Raw genomic sequence first — 23,297 nt, forward strand, 5'->3', positions numbered from 1 at the left:
TACATTTGATTGTTGATGCACATGGCAATCCTATTGATTTCATGATTACCGATGGAACCACACATGATGTTAAAGTTGCGCCTGATTTAATATCAACATTAGATTTAAAAGAGACAAAAGTGGTATGCGCAGATAAAGGCTATGATTCAGAACCACTGCGTGAACAGATTAGGAAAACAGGGACTAAAGCGAATATACCAAAGAAAACGAATAGCCAATCGAACAATGACCATATGGACTGGTATTTATATAAAATCAGGCATTTAGTTGAAAATATGTTTTGCAGATTAAAGCAATTTAGAGGAATAGCTACTCGATATGACAAGCTGAAAAGAAATTATCAAAGTTCTGTTGCTTTAGCCTGTATATTTTTATGGCTACCTTTATAGGGTTAATTATGAACAGTAAGTGTCAACAGACCCTAATAAAAATAGAAATTATTCAGAATTTACTTATAGCTCATGCTACAGGTAGTAATGAAAATACTAGCGAATATGAAACTTTAAGATTCTATTTATTAAAAGAAGCTGATATTAAAAATTTATTACCAAAATACATTCTAACGTGTAGGAATCTACAGCAATTTTGGCAATTTATTAAATTTGAATATGCAACATATGCTGAAAGACGGGATTTCATTTGGAAGTCCTTTCAACCCATATTAGAAAAACTAGAATTTAGTAGGAAGTCCCTTCTGATCAAATTATAAAGAATGTCGTTCAAAATATAGATTCAGATTATATCCATACAATCTGGAACAAAGCCTTAGAAAGAAGAACGACTGATCCAGATGGTGCAATTACTCTGTCTAGAACTCTTTTAGAGTCAACATGCAAACATATCCTAGATGAGCTAAGTGTAGAATACGGTAATGCTCCAGATATAAACCAGTTGTATAGATTAGTCAGTAGTAATTTAAACTTGTCTCCATCACAGCATACAGAGCAGGTATTTAAGCAAATCTTAGGTGGCTGTAGTGCGATAGTTGAAGGTTTAGGCTCATTAAGAAATAAAATCAGTGATGCTCATGGTCAAGGCAAAAATAATGTGAAGCCTTCTCCTAGACATGCTGAGTTTGCAGTAAATTTAGCAGGAACAATGGCAGTTTTTTTATTTTCTACTTGGGAAATGAAAAAAGAAAAGACATAAAACAGACTAACTTTTAATGGTCTTTGACAGGATACTTACACAGCCAGTTGAATTTCCTTTAACCCCACCTTCAGCGTATTCACATAATCAAAAGCATTATTAATACTGTCCTGATCACGCCAAACGATTAATCATCCGACCTAACCAGAATTGCCACAGATTCATGAATTTCAGGCTTGGCCATCTAGGTGCTATACACATTATGAGAAGTAATTTAAATCACCTCCAGATATGGTAAGTTCAGTGAATCAGCCGCCTGTTTCCAGCCTTCACCCGATTCATTGTCGAATACTGCGTCATGCAAGACACCATGTGTATACCTGAAACAGGAATAAATGTATGAGGTGCAAAGTCTGGTCATGCATAGAAGGTAATTATATGAGTTTTCGTATAAGCTATTGATCTATTAGTATTTTCAATACGTTGGCCTAAATCGTATGATAAGCACCTGTTTTTTGAAGTGAGCAATCTATGGAACTTCGACATTTACGCTATTTTATTACCGTGGCGCAGGAGCAGAGTTTCACTAGGGCTGCTGAAAAGCTGTTTACGGCTCAACCTTCTTTAAGCCAGCAGATTAAAGATTTGGAGCAGGAAGTTGGCGTTAACCTGTTTGAGCGTTCTTCACGAAAAATACAGTTAACCGATGAAGGTAAGGCCTTTTTAATCTATGCAGAAAAAGCTCTAGAAAATGCCAAATTGGCCGTTGCGTCAGCACGACAGGTGGCCCAGCAGAAAAATAACCAGATTCATATTGGTTTTCTGAATGTTGCCGAACTAAAAGTCATGCCACATATTTTGGCCAAGTTGAAAAAGACCATGCCAGATCTGAAAATTCATCTGCATAGCCTGTTCTGTCTGGAACAGCTTCAACGTCTAAAAAATGCTGAACTAGATCTAAGTATTACCCGTTTTCAGATGGATCATCCAGATTTTGACAATATTCATTTATTGACGGAGCAAATTCACTTGGTTGCAGCCAAGCATTTGCACCCAACCGATCGAATACTGAAATTACAGGAACTGAAAAATCATACAATTATTATGTGTGATCAGAATGCATCACCCATATTTTACGAAAGACTGAATGCCTTGATGTTCTTTGATCAGCTAAAGCACGATCAGGTGCTATGGGCGACCAATGTGCTACAGCATATTAACCTGATCAATATGGGGATGGGTTTCAGTTTTGCTCCCGATTATTTATTACGTTTCCTGAATGATGAAGTGAAAGTGATCCAGACAGATCGACCTTTACCCCAGGTAGAACTATATGCAACATTTAACAAGAACTCTCAAAATCCAGCATTGAATATTATTACCGAAGCCCTTAACAATACGGTAAATGCTTGAAAAAATTGTAGGGATATATGCTTAAACTGATTTATTACGTACCAGATGAAAACCTAGAGGAAACCAAGAAGGCCATCTTTGCAGCAGGTGCGGGTGGGATTGGTGAATATACCGACTGTGCCTGGCAAGTGCTGGGAACTGGACAATTTAAGCCCCAGCAAGGCGCAGATCCTCATATTGGGGAAATTGGCCAGCTGGAAAATGTGGAAGAATGGCGGGTCGAAATTCTTGTACCTGATGAAAAGGCGGTTGAAGTGGCGAAAGCTCTAAAAGAAAGTCATCCTTATGAAGAACCGGCATTTGAATTTATCCAGCTTTTAGATATAAAAGTTTAAATTTTAAAATTGATATAAACCGACGGTGCATTAGTGTTAATGTGCCGTCTATCTATATATAAAAACACCTAATCTGCTTTTATTATTATAAAATTCGTCAGAACAACTCAAATAAAAGAATAAAACAAGGAATATAACAATGCAGTTGCCAAAACCGCTGAATAGCATGCTCAAAAATACGCTGAATAAATCTATTCAATACGGCGCAGAAATCCTACATAACCGTATTCCATATTCCCATGATAATCCTTATCTGGATGGTATTTTTGCACCGCAGCGGCAGGAGCATTTTTCAACTCAATTGAAGGTAGAAGGGCAGATCCCGAAAGAATTAGATGGCGCTTTGATGCGAATTGGCCCGAATCCCATTACAGTGAAAAATCCAAAAATTTATCACTGGTTCACCGGTGATGGGATGATTCATGCGTTACGGCTTAAAGAAGGGGAAGCGCACTGGTACAAAAGCCAATATGTCGGTGCGGATAGTGTACAGAAGAAATTACATCGACCAGTGATTTCGGGAAAAAGTCGTGGCGTAGCTGATCCAGTAAATACCAATATCATCAATTTTGCTGGGAAAATCTGGGCATTGGTCGAAGCGGGTGCTTATCCCATCGAAGTGAATAGTGAACTGGAATCTAAGTGCCATCATCTGTTTGAGAATGATGATCCAGACTTACCATTTACTGCACATCCACATATTGATCCGGATACCGGTGATATTCATGCGGTTTGTTATGATGGGCTAACCCATAATAAAGTCTTTTATCTGCATATCGATGCCAAGGGCAAACTGAAAAATCATGTTGAGATTCCAGTCAAACATGGTCCGATGGTACGTTCTATTCAAGGTCCAATTGAAGATCAGGATCTTCGATTAGAAAGATTTATCTTCGAAAAAGGAACAGGGGAAGTGAAACGGACAATCTTATCGGATGTTAAACAGGAATTTCCACGCATTAATGAAGCTTATACCGGGCGGCCATATCGTTATGCTTATAGCATTTCCTTTGGCGAATTTGATGATCCTTACCATGTCAGCAGTAATAGCCTGTTGGGTCATGATTTAGAAACTACGACCATAGAAAGTTATTCATTTGGAGAAAATTGGGTCACAGGTGAGGCTATTTACGTCGAAAGAGAGGGTGCACAAGCTGAAAATGATGGTTGGCTGATGTCTTATGTGCATGCTTTAGATTGTGGCCCTTCGAAAGTTGTGATTTTGGATGCACAACATATTAAGGATGGGCCAATTGCCACGATTTATTTACCCGTTCAAGTGCCAGTTGGTTTTCATTGTAATTGGATTGATTATCGGAAGTTGAAAGTAAAATAAAATTATATTTAGGAAAAATTTTAGTTTATTTAAGTCCGTGTGAAATCAAACGGACTTTACTAGATGCTTAAATAAATCTTCAATTCCACTTTTCTTGATATTTTGAGACCCAGTACAATTTGGTTTCTATATCATAGCTACCATCGGGATTAAGGGAAATGATGTAGTGGATATTTTTACCTCGACTTCGATTGCCTTTTCCTTCGGGAATTTGATATTTGTATTTTTCTACCTCTTTAGGGGGAGTAAGTACAATTTTTTTCCATGCTGTGATTGGGAGTTTTGATATACTCTCCTGTTGTGCTGCCATTATAGCTAGTCTTTTTTTTGCTGCTGCTTCTCCTTGAGCGTAACGTAATTCTTCAGGAACACCATATCCTTTTTTTATCTGCTCTTCATAAGTCAACCAAGGCACGTATTCAATAATAATTTGTTGAGGGACATAACCTTCAGGAGATACTTTACAGCTACTATAAGTTGTAATATATCTTTGCTTTTTTATCGCATCTGGTGTTCCTGATAAGTTGCCACATTCAGGCCAATTGTTTTTGTATACTATGCTATGGATCGGCCAATATTTATTATCCATTTCAAAACTAATTCTATTTTTCATAGTTGGTGCTGTTGCTTGGCAACCATTTAAAAGAAATAAACTACTAATTGTTAAAAATTTTATTTTCATTTTGCTTTAACTCCACTTCCTGCATTAAAAGTAAGTGTTGTCCCGTAATTGGCTTTAATCCAGTCTAGGTATTTTTGTGTTTGTATTATTTAAATTTCAAGAGTTTGATCATAAACACTTCCATTTAAAGAAAAATATTCATTTATTTATAAGAAAAATCTAAGGAAAGATGGATTTAAACAGGAGATGGGGTAGTTTTTAAAGTCTCCTGATCATTACCATATACTTACAATAAAATATCAATTCCATTTTTCTTGATATTTTGAGACCCAGTACAATTTGGTTTCTATATTGTAACTACCATCGGGATTCAGAGAAATGATGTAATGGATCTCTTTACCTCGACTTCGATGGCCTTTTCCTTCAGGAACTTGATATTTATATTTTTCTACTTCTTTAGGGGGGGAAAGTACAATACGTTTCCATGCATTAGTTGGAATTTTTTCTATAAGTTCCTCTTGCTTTAAATTCCATATTTTCAATTCCGTCTTTTGTTGCTCGTTAGCAAAACCTAAAACTATGTCGCTTAAAGCTTTTTGAGGATAGTCTCCTAAGATTTTTTCTACTTGTTCCATTGTTAACCAAGGCGCATATTCAATAATAATTTGTTGAGGAACATAACCTTCAGGAGATACCTTACAGCTACTATAAGTTGTAATATATTTTTGCTTTTTTATCACATCTGGTGTTCCTGATAAGTTGCCACATTCAGGCCAATTGTTTTTGTATACTATGCTATGGATCGGCCAATATTGATTATCCATTTCAAAACTAATTCTATTTTTCATAGTTGGTACTGTTGCTTGGCAACCATTTAAAAGAAATAAGCTACTAATTGTTAAAAATTTTATTTTCATTTTGCTTTAACTCCACTTCCTGCATTAAAAGTAAGTGTTGTCCCGTAATTGGCTTTGATCCAGTTAAGATAATTTATGATTTAAAATTTTTTGTTTTAAATGCTTCTTTATAAGAATAAAATCATTATGAAATACTTATATGAGGAAACTATAAAATTATTATTTAGATTTTTCTAATATACTTAATTAAGCGACATCCATGTCATCAAATATTAAGTAAATTAATATTATTAAATCCTTCACATACTACTTTTAAACTTAAACCTTTTGAATAAACAACTCTCGATCAAAACGATACTGCGGGAAGAACACGCCATCTTTGGCACGTTCACCAGCACCAATCACCATCACCGGATATTGCTGATCATTCAGGTCCATAATTTCACGAACCATTGGTTCATCGAAGCCTTCCATCATACAGCTATCAAAACCATAAGCACGTAAAGCCAGTACCAGATTTTCACATGCTAGTGCTGTGGTTTTACTTGCCCAAAGTTTCGCATCAGCAGGGCTAAATGCAGACACTGGCATTTGTTTATCGAGTGTACGTGCTACTTTGAAAGCAACTTTCTTAAAGTTACCAAAGGCATTCAAATAACCGGTCTTGTAGTTGTATGGAATGTACTTATAGTACTTTTTAATGGCTGGTGGAGCCTCAGGAAATGGAAACTCGCTGATATTCAGTTTAGCCATTTCATCTACACGGTCAGTACGTGCCACACAGACAATCAGTTCTGAAGCCGTTTTAGCAGCAAGCTGGCTCATACATGCTTTAACCAGACGTTTTTTCTTGGAGGGGTTTTGCACCACATAAAATGTCCACGGCTGCAGGTTTGAAGAGTTTGGTGCCAGCAAGGCCAAATCCAGACAGGCATCGAGAACCTCGGCAGGAATTGGCTTTTTAGTGAATTTACGTACAGAACGTCGGCTTTCGATGACCTTTCGGAAATTGTCTACATCAATATCCTGAGGTGCAGGTTCGTAGTAACGTTTCTTTTCAGGATTTGAACTATCGGTTGTTTGAGAAGTCGTTTGGGAGTTTTCATTAGTCATAAGCTAGATTCTTTCAAAAAAATAAAAGATTGAGGCAGTCTAAACTGCCTCAATTAAAAGATAAGTTTCAGAATTAGTTGAATTGTGTGAAATCAGGTTTCCGTTTTTGCATAAAGGCCTGAACAGCTTCTGTCATTTCAGGTGAACCGACACGTTTCATAAATATCTCAGCTTCATCATCAATACATTCGATAATTTCAGCCAGATTATGTTTCATTAATGCTTTGGTCTGCTTAATGGAAGCAAGTGGTAAAGCAGCCAAAGTTTGTGCCTGTTTTTCAGCAGCAGCATAGACATCTTCCTCAATGCTATTTACCAGACCTGCGCCCAATGCTTTTTCACTATTAAACCGTTGTGCCGTAAGCAATAGCTCAGCCGCTTTATGATAGCCAGCTTGTTGTACTAACAGCTTACTTGAAGCACCTTCAGGAGACAGGCCAAGACTAACAAATGGAATCTGGAACAGGGCAGTATTGTCACTATAAACCAGATCAGCATGCAGCAGAATCGTTACCCCGATACCAATCGCAACGCCACGAACGGCTGCAATTAAAGGCTTGGAAAATTTTGCAGCAGACTTCAACAGGACAAAAGGAGGGGTATCGCCAGCCTTAGCTTGCAGAGGTGTCTGAATAAACTTCATGAAGTCCTGCATGTCATTGCCGGCACTAAAGTCTGCGTCTTGACCACGTAGAATCACGACACGCACACTACTATCCTGATCCGCTTCATCCAGTGCCTGTGCGATCCATAGATATAGTTCGCCGTAAAGCGCATTTTTTGCCTCGGGACGGTGAATGGCTAAGGTCAATACGCCATGGTCTAAATTCGCATTTAAATGCTGATGCGGTTGTTGAATACAGCTCAGTGTCATCGTACTATCCTTGCTTTATTAATATGAATTTATTGGCGCTTATTATGTCGCAAAAAATTCCCTGCGGCATAACTGATGCGTTCATAAAAGTAAGATGTGCTATGAAGTATAAATTTGATTACCTGGTGTTTATTGGTCGTTTTCAACCTTTCCATCTGGCCCATATGCAAACGATTAAAATTGCCTTGCAGCAGAGCCAGCAGGTGATTCTGGCATTAGGCTCAGCACAGCAAGAACGCAATATTAAAAATCCATTTCTGGCCACTGAACGTGAAGAAATGATCCTGTCGAATTTTTCTGAAGCAGATCAGAAGCGCATTAAATTTGTCCATGTCATTGATGTCTATAATGATGAAAAATGGCAAAAACTGGTGAAATCGCTGGTGTCTGAAGTAGTTGAAGCAGAAGCAAAAGTTGGTCTAATTGGACACTTTAAAGATGAATCTTCTTATTATTTAAGTTTGTTCCCGGAATGGGAAATGGTGGAACTCGATAGCTTGGTCGGCGCTATATCCGCCACTCCTTTACGTGAAGCGTATTATCGCGGTGAAGTGGTGGAATCGGCTTTTCCTTTAGGCACCAGTGAGTTTTTACATAAATTTAAAAATAATGAGATTTATCAACAATTGGTCAACAAGTTTGAACTAAATGATAAAACAAATCTGGGCTAAAACCGTTTTAAGGTAGTGAGTTCATTTGATTGTTAAGGATGAACACAATGAATCTATTCCTGAAAAATATAGCTTATGCGGGTGCTCTATCTGCTATGTGTATATCGGCTGCGTATGCTACAAGCTGGACATTGACGCCTCAAAGTAGTGTCGGCTTTAGCATTAACTCCTTGGGTTTAAATGTGGTAAAGGGAAATTTTCAAGAGTTCAAGGCAACCATGCATTTTGATCCCGATCGGCCACAACAGTCATCTACTGAGTTCACTATGCAGGTGGATAGCCTGGAGGTTTCCAAGCCCAGCCTTAAAAATATGATTATGGGTGAGGATCTGTTTCATGCATCGCGCTATAAAACAATCAATTTCAAAAGTACCCAGTTTAAGCCAAATGGTACGAATCGTTATCAGGTCATGGGTCAACTCACTCTAAGAGGTGTTACTCGACCAGTGGTATTCGATACCACTCTGACACCGAACAAGGCTAATCCTAATTTACTCGATGTGAAATCAACCACGGTAATTAATCGCTCAGATTTTGGGATGAAGAAGGCCACTGCAGGCGTAGGTGAAAAGGTTAATATTCACCTAATGGGGCAGTGGAAAACCCAATAATGTGATATTCAATTTCTGTGAATTCGGCAGGACATATAGAACTGTTTATTGAATTGGACTATTCATGCACTGTTCTGCCTGTTCCAGAATGACTTTGGTTAACTGTTTTAGAGCGGGAGATTGCTGTTTCCAGTGATGCCAATATAAAGGTACATCACAATTGCATTCAGGTAGTATGTCGATCAATGTCCCATTTTGAATCCGGTTCGCAATTTGATAATCCGGCACCAAACCATATCCTAATCCAGAAAAAATAGCGTCCGCAAAGGCGGTCGAGGAGGGAATATAGTGAAAAGGAAAACATTGCTGGTTTAAGCCAAATTGAGCTAACAGTAGATGGCTATGTAAATGATCCTGATCATTATAAATCACAGCGGGTGCCTTACGCAGTGATTCCCGGTGAATGCCTTGTTTAAACCAGGAATGCACAAAGGCAGGTGTTGCGACCATTCTATAATGCATCTGTCCAATAAAATGAGCCTTACAGCCCGGCATGGCTTCACTCTCACTGCTAATACAGGCATTGACTTGACCCTGCTCTAGAAGCTTATGAGTTTCACTTTGAACAGCAACCTGAAGATTCAACGTGATTTTTTCTGCAAGCAGGGTGGTGTTCAGACAGGGAAATAACCAGGTCGCGAGTGAATCCGCATTTACCGCGATATGAATCGAGCTAAATTCTGCTTTATTTTGACCATTTAATTGCTGGATCAATTGCTGCTGTAACAGGCGTTGATGCTGCAAATAATTCAGTAAGGTTTGACCAGCATTGGTCACTTTACAAGGACGCTCACGTAGCACCAAAACTTGCCCCAAATCTCTTTCCAGATTTTGCACTCTTAAAGTGACTGCCGAAGCCGTTATATTTAATACTTTTGCGGCAGCATCAAAACTTTGGGTTTCTGCAACAGCCAGAAAAGCATCACAGTTTTTAGAATTAAGTGGCATAGCTTACCTAAATAAAATTTAGTCTAAATGATATTTTCTTAATTATATTTAATTGAAAAGAATAACATAGATAATGATCCCCATCTTTATAATTCCATGATATTCCAATGTTAAATGCATATATACAAGGTCTTGCAGTAGGCTTTAGCCTGATTATTGCCATTGGTGCACAAAATGCTTTTGTATTGAAGCAGGGCTTGAAACAGCAGTATGTCTTTGCAATCTGTATGTGTTGTGCCTTATCTGATGCAATATTAATTTTTGCCGGTGTTTTGGGGTTTTCACAATTGATGCTGGTCAATCCGCACTGGATCAATATGGCGAAATATCTGGGTGCAACTTTTCTGGCGATCTATGGCGCTCAGCATTTTTATCAGGCCTGGAAGAATGAGCAGCGTCTGGACACAGATCAAAAAGATATACCTTCTTTATATAAGGTTTTGCTGATTTGTTTGATGCTGACCTGGCTCAATCCGCATGTTTATCTGGATGCACTGGTCTTGATTGGTTCCATCTCCACCCAATATTCCAATGCGCAGATACAATTTGCCTTGGGAGCGATTAGTGCGTCCTTTGTATTCTTTTTTGGATTGGGCTATGCAGCACGTTATTTGCAACCTATTTTTCAGCGTCCAAAAGCCTGGAAAATACTGGATGTACTCATTGGCTGTGTAATGTGGTCAATTGCAGTTTCTTTAGTGAACTGAATTGTTCTTTGCAGCAACTCTAAAGAAAAAGGCATGATATTTCTATTCATGCCTTTTTTTGATTTTATGAAAGATCTTAAGCAGCTTGTAATGCTTTCAAATCTTCTAAAACCTGTTCAGCATGGCCAGCAGCTTTTACCTTGCGGTATTCTTTGACCAGCTTGCCATTATGGAAAATGAAGGTAGAGCGTTCAATGCCCATGACTTTCTTGCCATACATATTCTTTTCTTTAATGACATCAAAGTGTTTGCATAACACTTCCTCTTTATCACTGATCAGATTGATAGTCAGATTCTGTTTTTCAGTAAAGTTCTGGTGCGCTTTAACCGAATCACGTGATACGCCCAGAATAGTCGTATTGAGTGCATCGAACTGATCTTTTAAACAAGAGAAACCGACTGCCTGAGTAGTACAGCCAGGTGTCGAATCTTTAGGATAAAAATAGATAACCAGCCATTCTGCATCCAGTTGGGCCAAATTAATTTCACCTGTAGTGGTTGAAAAAGTGTGCTCAGGTAAGCTGATCTCAGACATGGTCTCTCCAATTTTTCTAAATTTTTTCAAAAAAATAAGCCACATTATAGTGGCTTATTCTAGAAAAACATCCGTCAGGATTATTTCTTTTGAGCGGCTTTATTGGCTTCTGCAGCAAGTGAATTTAATTTACCTGCGAGCTGTGGGCCTACACAAGACTGCACATTCTGGCTTTGTTTTTTAACAAAGTCTAAAGTTGCAGGGTTTTTCTTCTGGTTAATGGTGCTTTGAATCTGCCATTTCTGAGCTTGAGTCAATTTACCTTCTGCATCTACTTCACATGTACAAAGCTTATTCACATCAGACTGAGTCAGTTTTTTGTACTTCACTGCCTGTTTGTATGGAATAGCACAGGCTTTAATTAAACCGTCACGTACATTTGAACTGCTTCCAGCATTTTTCATGGCAGTTGTGTATTCTTTTTTCATTGCCTCAAATTCTGCTTTTGCCTTAGCTTGATCATTATTTGCAAAAGATGCAGTTGAAAATAGGGCAGACAAAGAGAGTAGGCTAGTCGCAAGTAATTTGGCTTTAATATTCATAATATGGATTTATAACCTTGATTGATTTTAAAGGTAATAACGTGTCGGGTCTTCAACACCTGCATCAGCAAAACCTTGCTTGCGTAAACGACAACTGTCACATGTTCCACACGCACGTCCTTGGTCATCTGCTTGGTAGCAAGATACCGTTTGACTGTAGTCTACGCCATGTTCTAGGCCTAAGCGAATGATATTTGCTTTGGATAAATGTAACAAAGGTGTTTCAAATTTCAGGGCCTGACCTTCAACACCGACCTTGGTTGCAAGTCGTGCCATGTTGGCAAAAGCTTCAATAAATTCCGGGCGACAGTCTGGATAACCTGAATAATCCACCGCATTAATCCCGATCACAATTGCCTCAGCACCGAACACTTCTGCAGCAGCCAAAGCATAAGATAAGAAGATGGTATTTCGTGCAGGCACATAGGTTACCGGGATACCTTCCTGCAATTGGTCTGGTACCTCAATGCTATGATCAGTAAGGGCTGAGCCACCTAAATTACCTAAATCAATATTGATGACACGATGTTCTACACCCGAGCGTTGAGCCAGTGCACGAGCTGCATCAAGTTCTGTAGTAGAGCGTTGGCCATACATAAAACTCAGTGCAATACATTCATAGCGTGCCTGCGCCCAAGCCAGACAGGTTGTTGAATCTAATCCGCCAGATAACAATACAATGGCACGAGGGCGCATAACAAATACTCCAATATAGTAAATTTACAAAAATTAACGACCAGTTTCATCATTCCATAACAACTTGTGCAGCTGCAGCTGGAAACGAACAGGGAGATGGTCTTCTATAATCCATTGAGCCAGATCACGTGCCAATTGTGGCAAGCGTGCAGCTCCTTTTTCAACTGCAAATGCAGGGGAGAACCAGACTGTACTGACTTTTTCATTCAACTGGTACTGTTCTACCTGCTGTTTTGACCATTCATAATCTTCACGATTACAGATCACAAACTTAATCTGGTCATGCTGAGTCAAATGATCCAGATTTGTAAGCAAATTTCGTGCAACTTCACCTGAAGTTGGCGTTTTTAAATCCAGAACTTTGGATACCCGTGCATCCACTTTAGAAACATCTAACGCACCACTGGTTTCTAAAGAGACTTCACAGCCTAAATCTGCAAGTCGCTGCATCAAAGGCAGGGCGTTCGGTTGCGCCAATGGTTCACCTCCGGTCACACAGACATAAGGCGTTTTAAAATCAAGCGTGGTCTGAATGATGTCATCTAAAGATTTGCGTACGCCACCTTCAAAAGAATACGTAGTATCACAATAGGTACAGCGCAGTGGACATCCGGTTAAGCGGATAAATACGGTCGGTAAACCTGCAGTATTGGCTTCACCTTGTAATGAATAGAAGATCTCCGTAATGCGTAAGCCCGCAGACGGATCAGAAACTGGAATTGCGGAAGATCGAAGCGTATTCATAACAACATTAACCACTGAAAAATAAATAACAATGTATAAAAATAAAAATCCCTACGATCATTGCTGACCGTAGAGACGAGGAGCGGTTGAAGCTCCGGGGAACAAAATGTACCCTCTAAGTTAAGACATCTTAGTCTTCGCGTAGCAGATCGTTCAGGCTAGTTTTAGCACGAGTTTTCGCATCTACTTTTTTCACGATTACAGCTGCATATAAGCTGTATTTACCGCATTTAGATGGCAGGCTGCCTGATACCACAACAGAACCAGCAGGTACGCGGCCATAATGAATTTCGCCAGTTTCACGGTCATAAATCTTGGTAGATTGACCAATGAATACGCCCATTGAAATGACTGAACCTTCTTCAACGATTACGCCTTCAACGATTTCAGAACGTGCACCGATGAAACAGTTGTCTTCAATAATAGTTGGATTAGCTTGAAGCGGTTCAAGAACACCACCGATCCCTACACCACCAGACAAGTGAACATTTTTACCAATTTGAGCACATGAACCTACAGTTGCCCAAGTATCAACCATCGTACCTTCATCTACATAAGCACCGATGTTCACATAAGAAGGCATCAGTACCACGTTTTTCGCCTGGAAAGAACCTTTACGCGCTACCGCCGGAGGAACAACACGTACGCCAGCAGCTTTAAACTGCTCGTCAGTCCAGTCAGAGAATTTAGTATCTACTTTGTCGTAGAAGCGAAGATCACAAGCTTCCATTGGTTTGTTATCGTTTAATTTAAATGATAACAATACCGCTTTCTTAATCCATTGATGAACAACCCATTCACCTTCGATTTTTTCAGCAACACGTAAAGTACCATTGTCCAGGCCAGCAATTACTTCCTCAACTGCTTGACGGATTTCAGCAGGACAGTCTGCTGCTGTGAAATTCGCACGGTCTTCAAACGCTTGTTCAATGATTGTTGAAAGCTGAGACATGATCTTCCTTCCAGAAAAAAATTTCCGATATTTTACACTATATTGCTCTAAAAAGATGGAAAACTAGGAAGGGTCCTGAATTAAATTCGCAAGTAAAGTGATTAGTATCCTTTTCGTATTTTAGATATGTACAAACATTGTTTAAAAAAGGCTTATCATTCAACAAGAAAAATTAATATGTATCAAAAAATAACAAAAGCTCAGCAAAACACGAATAAAAAATATTCATTGGCTCCTTTATATTGAGCTCATCACGAATAACTATTGATGAAAAAAAAGTTCTTTTGAGGAGAGAAATAATGAAAGCTTTATATCAACTTTTAGCAGTATCCGTTCTAGCTGCCACAGCTGGATCTGTCATGGCTGCTGATGAAACAATTGTAACAGATGAAGGCGTAGCTGAATTCTCTTTCTTTAAACCTGCAGCCGTTCGTGCTGAAGTCGGTACTACCGGTTACGGTGGCGCGATCTCTTGGAATGCTAACCCTTATGTAGGTGTTACTCTAGGTTATAATGGTGGTGATATTTCTTGGACTGATGATTTATCAATCAATGGTACAAAATATGACCTAGATATGGACAATAACCTGACTTACTTAAATGCTGAGATTCGTCCTTGGGCGAACTGGTTCTATATGGCAGCAGGTGTCGCTTATATTGATAATGATTATAGCTTAGAACGTCGACCAGGCACGAATGCTTCATTCACAGTGGATGGCGCACGTTTTAGCAACCCAACTGGTGCAGATGTTCGTATCAATGGTGATTTATCATATAAAAATAATATTGCACCTTATGTAGGTATCGGTTTCTCTCCAGCAATTACTAATCGTTGGGGTGTATTTGGTGAAATCGGCGCATACTACAATGGTAATCCAACAGTAGATCTAACAGCTAATCCAGAAGCATATGCAGCAGTTGGTCTTGCTGAAGATGGTCGTTCTTTAGAGCAAGCATTAGCTGATGAGCGAGATGCACTTCGTAACGATAATAAATACGAATGGTTACCAGTGGCTAAACTAGGTGTAAGCTTCCGTTTCTAAGCTGTAGCTGCTAAGCCTAATAAAAAAACGAGCTTCGGCTCGTTTTTTTTTATTTATTAAAAACTATTGAAAGTGATAGCCCAACTTCATACCGACCACCCAAACATTGTTATCATCCACTGCAGATAAGCCTACGAACTGGGGTATAGCAGCGTTTGTATCTGTTTTAGGCTTTTGGAATTTTAAATAATACATTCCTGTAGCGAAATCCCAGTGTTTTAGAAAATTCTGAAAATAGCCCAAACCCACTCCCCAATAGCCGTCACTCGGATTCAAGGTAGAAGCTGGATTTCCCGTACCTGAGTCCCATAAGATTTCAAAAGAATGAATAACAGAAGAAGGCCATTGATGGGCGATTCCAAATTTAGCCGACCATTGATCCTCCTGATAATCAATCATCTTGATATCTTTCACTTCAGGAAACTCCAAAGCGGCATAATCAATCACTGCACCGAATTTTGGTGGTTGAATGACAAAATCTTGCCAGTTTACCCAGCGTAATCCTGCATAAAAAATATTCTGGGAGGGAAGTCCGCTCTGAATATCTAAATTAATAGATTGAGGTGTTTGTATTTTCGTAAAGCTGGGCGTAGTTGTGCCGACTATAAGTGATTCTGTGATTTGCAGTTGATGATTTATGGCTGAACGATAAGTCAGCGAACTTCTAAAGAAATACTCAGGAGTTTGATAGCTAATTCCAGCGAGCCAACCCCAGTCAGCATTTTGTTCAAGCTGAACGTGATAACCATTAAAGACTGAAAAAGATTCACCTACCAAACTTAAATTACCTTCTAAGGTCTGATAACTCAGTCCTGCATAGAGATTCCAGTTTGGATCAGGCTGATATCCAAGAATGGAAGTCAGATTATGACTATCAAACTCAATATCGGCTGCTTCAATCTCTGTAGGCTTACCTGCAAAAATTGGACTATATTGATATGCAACATCGACATGGAAGGGCTGATCGTAAATAAGACCCCAAGAGATCTGTGGATGAAGCTGTAATTTTAATGCAGCATTCGCAACCAACTGATTATTCGCAAGCTGACCCGTGGAAAAATCCTGAATACCTAATTGTTCTAATACTTCGGTATGCTGCACCTGACCGCTGACATTAGGATTTGTCCAGGCAAATGATACTTCGACATAATGCTCCTTTTCAAAAAAGGACTGGATAGTTTGATTGGATTGCTCAAAAGCTGCTGCAAAACTTGTCCCGGAAAAAATCAGTCCATATCCCAAGAGGGAAAATTTGTAGCTCATCATTAATATAATTTATTGAATTATACTGTAATTATGCTTGATTTTTAATGAAATAATCTACTGTTAAAATTAAAAAAAGAGGCAATACGCCTCTTCAATTTAGAAAGCATAATCCATATTATTCATCTGGATAAGCCACTTTTTTCAGTGCCTTGATGTCCGCATCTGGTGAGCATAAAGAAATAAACTCATAACCATAACCACGTAATAAGTGGCCTTTACGTACGGCGATCCAGGTAGTATTTACCCCAAAAATATCAGTTTTAATTTGTTTCAAACGATAGTCACGTTCTGGATCATAAGCCAGATCATTGACAATACCGACACCCATGTTGAGCTCGACATAAGTTTTAATCACATCGGCATCCAGAGCTGACATGACAATATCAACATCTACACCGGCTTCTTCAAAGGCTGAGTCGATTTTAGAACGGCCTGTGAAACCACCATGATAAGTAATAATCGGATAGCCAGCGAGGTCTTCAATACGTATCTGTTCTTTGCTATTTAGCGGGTGATTTTGCGGCGTAATAATACTGTGCTGCCAGTTATAATAAGGCACACTCGCCAGATTTTCTTCAGTCGTTAAGGCTTCAGTCGCAATCCCGATATCTGCTTCACCCTGAAGTAGCATTTCAGTAATTTCCATTGGACTGGCTTGTTGCAAAATCAGATGAACTTTCGGAAATTCTTTTTTGAACTGATTCACGATCGGCGGTAATACATAACGTGCTTGGGTATGCGTCGTTGCAATCGTTAATGTACCTTCATCGACCTTGTTAAAGTCATCTGCAAGACGTTTAATATTGTCTGCATCAACCAGCATACGTTCTACAATACCAAGAAGTGCCTGACCTGGTTCAGTCAGTCCTAATAGGCGTTTACCTTTACGGATAAATAGCTGTACACCAAGCTCATCTTCTAAATCTTTAATATGCTTACTGACACCTGACTGCGAAGTGTAAAGCGCGGCTGAAGCTTCAGTTAAGTTAAAATTCTGTCTAACAGTTTCTCGAATAATTCTTAGTTGTTGGAAATTCATAATTCTTTACTCTATAAGAGGATGGGGCATTTAAAAGCCCCATCTTGCAGTCTTACGCGACCTGGTTTTCAAATAAATGCAGATTTAATGCACTCAACCAAACAGTTTGATCCGGACGGAATTGATGAGCGCGGGCTTCTTCTGGTGTCAGTGAAATTTCAATCAGATTGCCTTGGCGGTCATTCAATTCTGCAACGACTTTTCCTGCAATCCAGAGTTCACGAATGAACGTGGCCTGAATCGCATTCTCTTGTGGTTGTGCATGAATACGCAGTTCATCCGGGCGAGCGAAGACAATGACATTACCCTGAGCTGCCTGTTTAGCGGCATCAAACTGGATACGGTCTTCACCTAGCTGAATAATGCCGCCATTATTTTGACCTTCGAAACGGTTGGCTTGTCCCAGGAAATCAAACACGAATGGGGTTTTCGGTGTTTCATACACTTCACGTGGTGAACCGATCTGTTCTACATTGCCTTTGTTCATCACTACGATTTGATCTGCAACTTCTAAGGCTTCTTCCTGATCGTGAGTGACGAAAATTGAAGTAATGTGCAGTTCATCATGCAGGGTACGTAACCAGCGGCGCAGTTCTTTACGGACTTTGGCATCTAGCGCGCCGAACGGTTCATCCAGTAACAGTACACGTGGCTCAACGGCTAGTGCACGAGCCAAAGCAATACGCTGACGCTGACCACCAGAAAGCTGAGCCGGGTAACGGTCTGCCAGGAAACCTAACTGAACCAGATCAAGCAAACGAGTCACGCGCTTTTTAATTTCTGCTTCCGATGGACGGGTTGAACGTGGGCGTACACGCAGACCAAAAGCCACGTTATCGAATACAGTCATATGACGGAACAGGGCATAGTGCTGGAATACAAAACCCACTTCACGTTCACGAACGTGAACATTGGTTGCATCCTGACCTTCCAGAATTACCTGACCACCGTCAGCAGATTCCAGACCTGCGATGATACGCAGCAGGGTAGTTTTGCCACAGCCGGATGGACCGAGCAGGGCAACTAACTGGCCGTCTGGGAAATCTAGGGAAATGTTTTTCAGTGCATGGAATGCACCAAAGTGTTTTTCAATATTTTTAACTTGAATACTCATGTGGGCATTCCTTAAGAAACTGTTGAATCGTCATTACGTTTGTCTTGTTTTTCCTGGCGCAGTTCGACCCAGGTTTTCAGAACCAGAGTCACAATTGCGAGGAGAGCCAGGAGCGATGACACGGCAAACGCAGCGCTAAAGGTATATTCGTTATATAGAATTTCGACGTGTAGCGGCAAAGTATTGGTTTCACCACGGATATGGCCAGAAACCACTGATACTGCACCGAACTCACCCATGGCGCGGGCATTACACAGAATTACGCCGTAAATCAGACCCCATTTGATATTTGGCAGGGTCACTTTCCAGAAGGTTTGCCAGCCAGATGCACCGAGTACAATCGCAGCTTCTTCTTCTTCAGTACCTTGCGCTTCCATTAAAGGGATCAGCTCACGTGCTACAAAAGGTACGGTAATGAAGATCGTTGCCAGAACAATCGCAGGAACGGCGTAAAGGATCTTGATGTCATTATCCATCAACCAGCCACCCATCCAGCCTTGAGTACCGAAAATCAGTACCAGCATCAAACCTGCAATAACAGGTGATACCGAGAAAGGCATATCGATAATGGTGGTTAAAATTGATTTACCCGGGAAATTAAACTTCGCCACTGACCAGGCTGCAGCTACACCGAATACTACATTCATTGGTACTGCGATCACAGCCGTTAGTAAAGTCAGTTTGACCGCAGATAAAGTATCTGGATGAACAAGGGCTTGGGTATAAACGCCAACGCCTTGTTTAAACGCTTCAACAAAGACCAGAACTAAAGGCAGAATCAGGCAGCTTAAAAAGAAGATCAGTGCAATCGCAATCAGGGTATAACGTACCCAGGTCGGCTCACGGGTCGCATCGCGGGATTGCAATTTTTCAGCCAGCGCATTGCTGTTGGTATTTAAACTCATCGTGCAGTTCTCCCGGTACGGCGGCTCGCCCAAGCTTGCAATAAGTTAATCAGGAAGAGCATTACAAAGGAAATGAGCAGCATCACTACAGCAATTGTGGTCGCACCTGCATAGTCATATTCTTCCAGACGGGAAATAATCATCAGCGGTGCAATTTCAGTTTCAAAAGGCTGGTTACCGGCAATGAAGATCACCGAGCCATATTCACCGACACCACGTGCAAAGGCCAAAGCAAAACCTGTGATCAGTGCTGGCAGCAGAATTGGGAAAATGACTTTGGTGACGATCTGAAAACGGTTCGCACCGAGTGCAGATGCTGCTTCTTCCAGTTCGGTTTCTAAATCAGAAAGAACCGGCTGTACCGTACGGACCACAAAAGGAATACCGATAAAGATCAAGGCCAGGGTAATACCGATCGGGGTATAAGCCACCTTGATGCCAATTGGATCTAAATACTGACCAATCCAGCCAGTCGGTGCATATAAAGAAGTCAGAGCAATACCGGCAACTGCGGTTGGCAGGGCAAAAGGCAGATCGACCAGTGCATCGACAATACGTTTGCCCGGAAAGCTATAACGCACCAGACACCATGCCAGTAACAGGCCAAAAACTACATTAATCAAAGCAGCGATAATGGCTGAACTAAAGCTTAGCTGTAATGATTTCAAGATACGTTCAGAGCTCAGGATTTCCCATAAGCCTTCCCAGCCAATGCCGAGTGATTTAATAAAAACGGCAGAGAGCGGGATCAGAACGATTAATGACAAATACGCTAGGGTAAAGCCTAGAGAAAGACCAAATCCTGGCAGCACTCGGGATCGCTGCGACATGATTACTCCTCAAAAGAGAGAATGCTGGTTAAAGTTAACCAGCGAAAATTAGAAAATAGAATCGGCACAAGCATAATTTGCAGGGACTAAAATGCAAATTTAAAATAATACTTGCTCTCATCAACTTTGCTGATATGGTGCATAGCCTTTTCTGAAATCAAATATTGTTCAATTTCAGGGAAAGGACCAAAACCGGAAGCAACATTGACATGGCCTACAGCTCCCAGATTAACCGGTTTGATCTTCCAGGCTTTCGCCAGAACCTGGGCATCTTCAAAACTCAGCCAAGGATCATTTTCACTGATCAGCAAAGTCGTTGGAGCCTGAATCTTGAGCTGCTGAAAATAGGCGCTGTAATCCATCTGGCTATCACGGGCAAAACCATTTTCCCCAAAACGTGCAGGATTGGCAGGTGCAACCAGAACCAGATTTTTGACTTTAGTATTCAGTTCAGGATACTGGGCCAGTGCTGCCACGCTGGTCAAACAGCCAAAGCTATGTGCCACAATTTGTACATCATCTGGAATGGCTTGCAGGGTTTTAACAAATTCTGCGACCCATACTTCCAGTACCGGATGATTCCAGTCTTTTTGCTGCACACGGGAGCAACGCATGAGCCGGTGTTGCAGGCAGGTTTGCCAGTGATTGTATTCACTGCCACCTACACCGGGAACAATAAGCGTATGAGTCATGTCGATGCTCCTGTATGAAATCAGCTTAAATTATTTTTTTGCGCTGTTAGCTTTAACGATCTGGTCAAAAACACCACCATTTTCAAAGTGGGCTTTCTGTACTTTATCCCAGCCACCAAACTCCTGATCAATAGTCACCAGTTTTAATGGCTTAAAGACTTGGCTATATTTCGTCAGTACTTTTTCATTACGTGGGCGATAGAAGTTACGTGCTGAGATTTCCTGACCCAGTGGTGAGTAAAGGAAGTTTAAATAACCCTGGGCCAGGTATTTGTTACCTTTTTTATTGGCATTCTTTTCAACAATTGCCACGGGTGGCTCAGCTAGAATTGACAGGGAAGGAGTCACAATTTCAAACTTGCCCGGTTGTTCACGAAGGGCTAAATGTGCTTCATTTTCCCACGCCAGTAATACGTCACCGATGCCACGTTCAGCAAAAGTGGTGGTTGAACCACGCGCACCTGAATCAAGTACTTTGGTTTGTTTATAGATTTTACGAACAAATTCTTGTGCAGTTTTGTCGTTACCGCCCGGTAAGTGTTTTGCATATGCCCAAGCTGCTAAATAGTTCCAGCGTGCACCGCCTGAGGTTTTAGGATTTGGTGTGATAATCGCTACACCCGGTTTTACCAGATCACCCCAATCCTTGATGCCCTTTGGATTTCCTTTACGTACCAGGAATACAATAGTAGAAGTATATGGTGTTGAGTTTTGTGGTAATTTTTTCTGCCAGTCTGCAGGTAACAGTTTGGCTTTTTCAACCAGTACATCAATGTCAGCGGCTAATGCCAAAGTTACGACATCGGCATCCAGACCATCAATCACGGCACGTGCCTGTTTACCTGAACCGCCATGTGACTGTTTAAAGTTGATGCTTTGGCCAGTACGGCTTTTCCAGTATTTACCAAATTCTTTGTTGACGTCTTCATAGAGTTCACGCGTCGGATCATAAGAGACATTCAGAAAGTCGCGCGCTGCAGCAGAAAACGAAGTTGCTGAAATAACAGCAGCAAGAACCCCTAGTTTTAGTTTTGTTGAAATGCTCATGTGAACCTCAAACTCTTACACGTTTTGTAACATGAGTGAAGAATAAACCTATTCTTTATGCATAAAAAATAATTAAAAATGAATTTTATATGAAAATATAAGATAAAAGATTTTATAAGTATTTGAAACAACAATAGCCTTATTCAATAAGGCCATTGCATAGACATTTATTATTACGATTTTGTGCTATTTGCCTTTACGATCTGATCAAAGATACCGCCATTGGCAAAGTGTTTTTTCTGTACCTTGTCCCAACCGCCAAACTCTTTATCAATAGTCACCAGCTTCAGCGATTTAAAGATATTGCTGTATTGTTTTAATACTGCCGCATTACGTGGGCGGTAGAAATTCTTTGCAGCAACCGTTTGACCTGCAGGTGAGTACAGGTAGTTCAAATAAGCTTTAGCCAGATTTTCATTGCCATCTTTTTTAGCATTCTTTTCAACGATTGCCACTGGTGGCTCAGCCAGAATCGACAAAGAAGGAGTGATGATTTCAAACTTGCCAGGCTGTTCACGAATCGCCAGATGTGCTTCATTTTCCCAAGCCAGCAATACATCACCGATACCACGTTCAGCAAAAGTGGTGGTTGAACCACGTGCACCTGAGTCGAGTACTTTAGTTTGTTTGTAGATCTGGCGAACAAAGTCTTGAGCTTTAGTATCATTGCCGCCTGGCTGATGTTTCGCCCAAGCCCAAGCTGCTAAATAGTTCCAGCGCGCGCCACCAGAGGTTTTCGGGTTTGGTGTAATGATTTCTACGCCAGGTTTCACCAGATCGCCCCAGTCTTTAATGCCTTTAGGGTTGCCTTTTTTCACCAGGAAAACGATGGTTGAGGTATAAGGTGTTGAGTTTTGTGGGAATTTCTTTTGCCAGTCTTTAGGTAGCAGGCCACGAGCAGCGATTTCATCAATGTCTGCAGCTAGGGCCAAAGTCACGACGTCCGCATCCAGACCATCAATGACAGCACGTGCCTGTTTACCTGAACCGCCATGTGACTGTTTAAAGTTCACATCCTGACCAGTAGATTTTTTCCAGTAAGCACTGAATTCTTTATTAAAGTTATCGTACAATTCGCGAGTTGGGTCATAAGACACGTTCAGGAAGTCTTTTGCAGATACGTTAAAAGCGGTTGCTGAAATAAGTGCTGCCAATACCCCAATTTTTAATTTACGGATGTTCATATTTGCCTCAAATGTTTCTTTGTTTTGTTGGATGGGGCAAGAATAGCTGGAGATTTTTTGCATAAAAAATAATTAAAAACGAATTTTATGTGAGTAAAACAGATATATAGACAGAGCTTATATTTCATCGCT

The 23,297-nt window shown here is 40.4% G+C and carries 26 protein-coding genes and 1 pseudogene; 9 read left to right on the plus strand and 18 right to left on the minus strand.

Annotation, left to right across the window (positions count from 1 at the left end; translation table 11 throughout):
* The 5 genes and pseudogenes from FTV34_RS04010 to FTV34_RS04030 all read left to right on the plus strand — a co-directional run.
* A pseudogene (locus FTV34_RS04010) lies at nt 1-389 on the plus strand (IS5-like element ISAba31 family transposase); the annotation flags it as partial.
* Nucleotides 390-921: 532 nt separating this feature from the next.
* Nucleotides 922-1,149 carry an abortive infection family protein gene (locus FTV34_RS17895; protein WP_257226101.1) on the plus strand — a complete coding sequence of 76 codons (228 nt, stop codon included), beginning with the start codon at nt 922-924 and terminating at the stop codon, nt 1,147-1,149.
* 471 nt (nt 1,150-1,620) lie between these two features.
* Nucleotides 1,621-2,502 (plus strand): LysR family transcriptional regulator, encoded by an 882-nt coding sequence (locus FTV34_RS04020; RefSeq protein WP_180068911.1) that lies wholly within the window; start codon nt 1,621-1,623, stop codon nt 2,500-2,502.
* Nucleotides 2,503-2,519: 17 nt separating this feature from the next.
* The gene (locus FTV34_RS04025) at nt 2,520-2,837 is read left to right on the plus strand and encodes an NGG1p interacting factor NIF3 (protein WP_180015653.1); all 318 of its coding nucleotides are present in this window, start codon (nt 2,520-2,522) and stop codon (nt 2,835-2,837) included.
* Nucleotides 2,838-2,976: 139 nt separating this feature from the next.
* The gene (locus FTV34_RS04030; RefSeq protein ID WP_180068913.1) at nt 2,977-4,173 is read left to right on the plus strand and encodes a carotenoid oxygenase family protein; all 1,197 of its coding nucleotides are present in this window, start codon (nt 2,977-2,979) and stop codon (nt 4,171-4,173) included.
* Nucleotides 4,174-4,252: 79 nt separating this feature from the next.
* Here the strand turns inward: FTV34_RS04030 and FTV34_RS04035 are convergent, their stop codons facing one another.
* From FTV34_RS04035 to FTV34_RS04050, 4 genes are all read right to left on the minus strand, one after another.
* On the minus strand, nt 4,253-4,855 hold the full coding sequence (locus FTV34_RS04035) for a hypothetical protein (protein WP_180068915.1): 603 nt from the start codon (nt 4,853-4,855) through the stop codon (nt 4,253-4,255).
* Nucleotides 4,856-5,094: 239 nt separating this feature from the next.
* Nucleotides 5,095-5,712: a hypothetical protein gene (locus FTV34_RS04040; RefSeq protein ID WP_180068917.1), complete on the minus strand. Its 618-nt coding sequence runs from the start codon at nt 5,710-5,712 to the stop codon at nt 5,095-5,097.
* Between the two features lie 258 nt (nt 5,713-5,970).
* Nucleotides 5,971-6,765, minus strand: a complete 795-nt coding sequence (locus tag FTV34_RS04045; protein ID WP_180068919.1) for a nitroreductase family protein — start codon at nt 6,763-6,765, stop codon at nt 5,971-5,973.
* A gap of 73 nt (nt 6,766-6,838) precedes the next feature.
* Nucleotides 6,839-7,639, minus strand: a complete 801-nt coding sequence (locus FTV34_RS04050) for an enoyl-CoA hydratase (RefSeq protein WP_180033798.1) — start codon at nt 7,637-7,639, stop codon at nt 6,839-6,841.
* Between the two features lie 101 nt (nt 7,640-7,740).
* Between FTV34_RS04050 and FTV34_RS04055 the strand changes: the two genes are divergently transcribed.
* On the plus strand, nt 7,741-8,310 hold the full coding sequence (locus FTV34_RS04055; protein ID WP_004784571.1) for a nicotinate-nicotinamide nucleotide adenylyltransferase: 570 nt from the start codon (nt 7,741-7,743) through the stop codon (nt 8,308-8,310).
* A gap of 47 nt (nt 8,311-8,357) precedes the next feature.
* Nucleotides 8,358-8,921: a YceI family protein gene (locus FTV34_RS04060; RefSeq protein ID WP_180069045.1), complete on the plus strand. Its 564-nt coding sequence runs from the start codon at nt 8,358-8,360 to the stop codon at nt 8,919-8,921.
* Between the two features lie 45 nt (nt 8,922-8,966).
* On the opposite strand, the gene FTV34_RS04065 is transcribed toward FTV34_RS04060, so the two are convergent.
* The gene (locus FTV34_RS04065) at nt 8,967-9,869 is read right to left on the minus strand and encodes a LysR family transcriptional regulator ArgP (protein WP_180068921.1); all 903 of its coding nucleotides are present in this window, start codon (nt 9,867-9,869) and stop codon (nt 8,967-8,969) included.
* A gap of 101 nt (nt 9,870-9,970) precedes the next feature.
* Here FTV34_RS04065 and FTV34_RS04070 point away from each other — a divergent pair, with 101 nt between their 5' ends.
* Nucleotides 9,971-10,576 (plus strand): LysE/ArgO family amino acid transporter, encoded by a 606-nt coding sequence (locus FTV34_RS04070; RefSeq protein WP_368856406.1) that lies wholly within the window; start codon nt 9,971-9,973, stop codon nt 10,574-10,576.
* Between the two features lie 76 nt (nt 10,577-10,652).
* On the opposite strand, the gene FTV34_RS04075 is transcribed toward FTV34_RS04070, so the two are convergent.
* The 5 genes from FTV34_RS04075 to dapD all read right to left on the minus strand — a co-directional run bounded on the left by FTV34_RS04075 (nt 10,653) and on the right by dapD (nt 14,045).
* The gene (locus tag FTV34_RS04075; RefSeq protein WP_159124055.1) at nt 10,653-11,111 is read right to left on the minus strand and encodes a peroxiredoxin; all 459 of its coding nucleotides are present in this window, start codon (nt 11,109-11,111) and stop codon (nt 10,653-10,655) included.
* 80 nt (nt 11,112-11,191) lie between these two features.
* Complete coding sequence (locus FTV34_RS04080; protein ID WP_034171206.1) at nt 11,192-11,653, minus strand: hypothetical protein; 462 nt, start codon at nt 11,651-11,653, stop codon at nt 11,192-11,194.
* A gap of 27 nt (nt 11,654-11,680) precedes the next feature.
* Nucleotides 11,681-12,349, minus strand: coding sequence for a 7-cyano-7-deazaguanine synthase QueC (gene queC, locus FTV34_RS04085; protein WP_034704975.1), 669 nt, complete (start codon nt 12,347-12,349; stop codon nt 11,681-11,683).
* Between the two features lie 33 nt (nt 12,350-12,382).
* Nucleotides 12,383-13,093: a 7-carboxy-7-deazaguanine synthase QueE gene (gene queE / locus FTV34_RS04090; protein WP_180068925.1), complete on the minus strand. Its 711-nt coding sequence runs from the start codon at nt 13,091-13,093 to the stop codon at nt 12,383-12,385.
* 130 nt (nt 13,094-13,223) lie between these two features.
* Nucleotides 13,224-14,045, minus strand: coding sequence for a 2,3,4,5-tetrahydropyridine-2,6-dicarboxylate N-succinyltransferase (gene dapD / locus FTV34_RS04095; RefSeq protein WP_004784553.1), 822 nt, complete (start codon nt 14,043-14,045; stop codon nt 13,224-13,226).
* 299 nt (nt 14,046-14,344) lie between these two features.
* On the opposite strand from dapD, the gene carO reads away from it, so the two are divergent.
* Nucleotides 14,345-15,088, plus strand: coding sequence for an ornithine uptake porin CarO (gene carO / locus FTV34_RS04100; RefSeq protein ID WP_180068927.1), 744 nt, complete (start codon nt 14,345-14,347; stop codon nt 15,086-15,088).
* A 63-nt stretch (nt 15,089-15,151) separates the two neighbouring features.
* Here carO and FTV34_RS04105 read toward each other — a convergent pair whose 3' ends face one another.
* The 8 genes from FTV34_RS04105 to FTV34_RS04140 form a co-directional block, all read right to left on the minus strand.
* Nucleotides 15,152-16,354 (minus strand): outer membrane protein transport protein, encoded by a 1,203-nt coding sequence (locus FTV34_RS04105; RefSeq protein WP_180068929.1) that lies wholly within the window; start codon nt 16,352-16,354, stop codon nt 15,152-15,154.
* Nucleotides 16,355-16,469: 115 nt separating this feature from the next.
* Complete coding sequence (locus FTV34_RS04110; protein ID WP_179992692.1) at nt 16,470-17,393, minus strand: CysB family HTH-type transcriptional regulator; 924 nt, start codon at nt 17,391-17,393, stop codon at nt 16,470-16,472.
* 52 nt (nt 17,394-17,445) lie between these two features.
* Complete coding sequence (locus FTV34_RS04115) at nt 17,446-18,507, minus strand: sulfate/molybdate ABC transporter ATP-binding protein (RefSeq protein ID WP_125279340.1); 1,062 nt, start codon at nt 18,505-18,507, stop codon at nt 17,446-17,448.
* An 11-nt stretch (nt 18,508-18,518) separates the two neighbouring features.
* Complete coding sequence (cysW, locus tag FTV34_RS04120) at nt 18,519-19,412, minus strand: sulfate ABC transporter permease subunit CysW (RefSeq protein WP_034171212.1); 894 nt, start codon at nt 19,410-19,412, stop codon at nt 18,519-18,521.
* Nucleotides 19,409-20,242, minus strand: a complete 834-nt coding sequence (cysT, locus tag FTV34_RS04125) for a sulfate ABC transporter permease subunit CysT (RefSeq protein WP_004784537.1) — start codon at nt 20,240-20,242, stop codon at nt 19,409-19,411. The genes cysW and cysT overlap by 4 nt, the downstream gene beginning before the upstream one ends.
* 86 nt (nt 20,243-20,328) lie before the next feature.
* The gene (locus FTV34_RS04130) at nt 20,329-20,934 is read right to left on the minus strand and encodes an alpha/beta hydrolase (RefSeq protein WP_180068931.1); all 606 of its coding nucleotides are present in this window, start codon (nt 20,932-20,934) and stop codon (nt 20,329-20,331) included.
* Between the two features lie 30 nt (nt 20,935-20,964).
* The gene (locus FTV34_RS04135; protein ID WP_180068933.1) at nt 20,965-21,981 is read right to left on the minus strand and encodes a sulfate ABC transporter substrate-binding protein; all 1,017 of its coding nucleotides are present in this window, start codon (nt 21,979-21,981) and stop codon (nt 20,965-20,967) included.
* Between the two features lie 173 nt (nt 21,982-22,154).
* The gene (locus FTV34_RS04140; protein ID WP_180068935.1) at nt 22,155-23,165 is read right to left on the minus strand and encodes a sulfate ABC transporter substrate-binding protein; all 1,011 of its coding nucleotides are present in this window, start codon (nt 23,163-23,165) and stop codon (nt 22,155-22,157) included.
* Nucleotides 23,166-23,297: the final 132 nt, after the last annotated feature.

This window comes from Acinetobacter sp. YH16038, from assembly GCF_013417275.1.
Lineage (GTDB): Bacteria > Pseudomonadota > Gammaproteobacteria > Pseudomonadales > Moraxellaceae > Acinetobacter.

Bases quoted from the DNA above. Each gene is read 5' to 3' on its own strand.
- cysT (WP_004784537.1), bottom strand. From the start codon at position 20,242: ATGTCGCAGCGATCCCGAGTGCTGCCAGGATTTGGTCTTTCTCTAGGC.
- FTV34_RS04020 (WP_180068911.1), top strand. From the start codon at position 1,621: ATGGAACTTCGACATTTACGCTATTTTATTACCGTGGCGCAGGAGCAG.
- FTV34_RS04050 (WP_180033798.1), bottom strand. From the start codon at position 7,639: ATGACACTGAGCTGTATTCAACAACCGCATCAGCATTTAAATGCGAAT.
- carO (WP_180068927.1), top strand. From the start codon at position 14,345: ATGAAAGCTTTATATCAACTTTTAGCAGTATCCGTTCTAGCTGCCACA.
- FTV34_RS04135 (WP_180068933.1), bottom strand. From the start codon at position 21,981: ATGAGCATTTCAACAAAACTAAAACTAGGGGTTCTTGCTGCTGTTATT.
- FTV34_RS04055 (WP_004784571.1), top strand. From the start codon at position 7,741: ATGAAGTATAAATTTGATTACCTGGTGTTTATTGGTCGTTTTCAACCT.
- dapD (WP_004784553.1), bottom strand. From the start codon at position 14,045: ATGTCTCAGCTTTCAACAATCATTGAACAAGCGTTTGAAGACCGTGCG.
- cysW (WP_034171212.1), bottom strand. From the start codon at position 19,412: ATGAGTTTAAATACCAACAGCAATGCGCTGGCTGAAAAATTGCAATCC.
- FTV34_RS04105 (WP_180068929.1), bottom strand. From the start codon at position 16,354: ATGATGAGCTACAAATTTTCCCTCTTGGGATATGGACTGATTTTTTCC.
- FTV34_RS04075 (WP_159124055.1), bottom strand. From the start codon at position 11,111: ATGTCTGAGATCAGCTTACCTGAGCACACTTTTTCAACCACTACAGGT.
- FTV34_RS04110 (WP_179992692.1), bottom strand. From the start codon at position 17,393: ATGAATTTCCAACAACTAAGAATTATTCGAGAAACTGTTAGACAGAAT.
- queC (WP_034704975.1), bottom strand. From the start codon at position 12,349: ATGCGCCCTCGTGCCATTGTATTGTTATCTGGCGGATTAGATTCAACA.
- FTV34_RS04115 (WP_125279340.1), bottom strand. From the start codon at position 18,507: ATGAGTATTCAAGTTAAAAATATTGAAAAACACTTTGGTGCATTCCAT.
- FTV34_RS04140 (WP_180068935.1), bottom strand. From the start codon at position 23,165: ATGAACATCCGTAAATTAAAAATTGGGGTATTGGCAGCACTTATTTCA.
- queE (WP_180068925.1), bottom strand. From the start codon at position 13,093: ATGAATACGCTTCGATCTTCCGCAATTCCAGTTTCTGATCCGTCTGCG.
- FTV34_RS04060 (WP_180069045.1), top strand. From the start codon at position 8,358: ATGAATCTATTCCTGAAAAATATAGCTTATGCGGGTGCTCTATCTGCT.
- FTV34_RS04080 (WP_034171206.1), bottom strand. From the start codon at position 11,653: ATGAATATTAAAGCCAAATTACTTGCGACTAGCCTACTCTCTTTGTCT.
- FTV34_RS04025 (WP_180015653.1), top strand. From the start codon at position 2,520: ATGCTTAAACTGATTTATTACGTACCAGATGAAAACCTAGAGGAAACC.
- FTV34_RS04040 (WP_180068917.1), bottom strand. From the start codon at position 5,712: ATGAAAATAAAATTTTTAACAATTAGTAGCTTATTTCTTTTAAATGGT.
- FTV34_RS04130 (WP_180068931.1), bottom strand. From the start codon at position 20,934: ATGACTCATACGCTTATTGTTCCCGGTGTAGGTGGCAGTGAATACAAT.
- FTV34_RS04065 (WP_180068921.1), bottom strand. From the start codon at position 9,869: ATGCCACTTAATTCTAAAAACTGTGATGCTTTTCTGGCTGTTGCAGAA.
- FTV34_RS04045 (WP_180068919.1), bottom strand. From the start codon at position 6,765: ATGACTAATGAAAACTCCCAAACGACTTCTCAAACAACCGATAGTTCA.
- FTV34_RS04035 (WP_180068915.1), bottom strand. From the start codon at position 4,855: ATGAAAATAAAATTTTTAACAATTAGTAGTTTATTTCTTTTAAATGGT.
- FTV34_RS04030 (WP_180068913.1), top strand. From the start codon at position 2,977: ATGCAGTTGCCAAAACCGCTGAATAGCATGCTCAAAAATACGCTGAAT.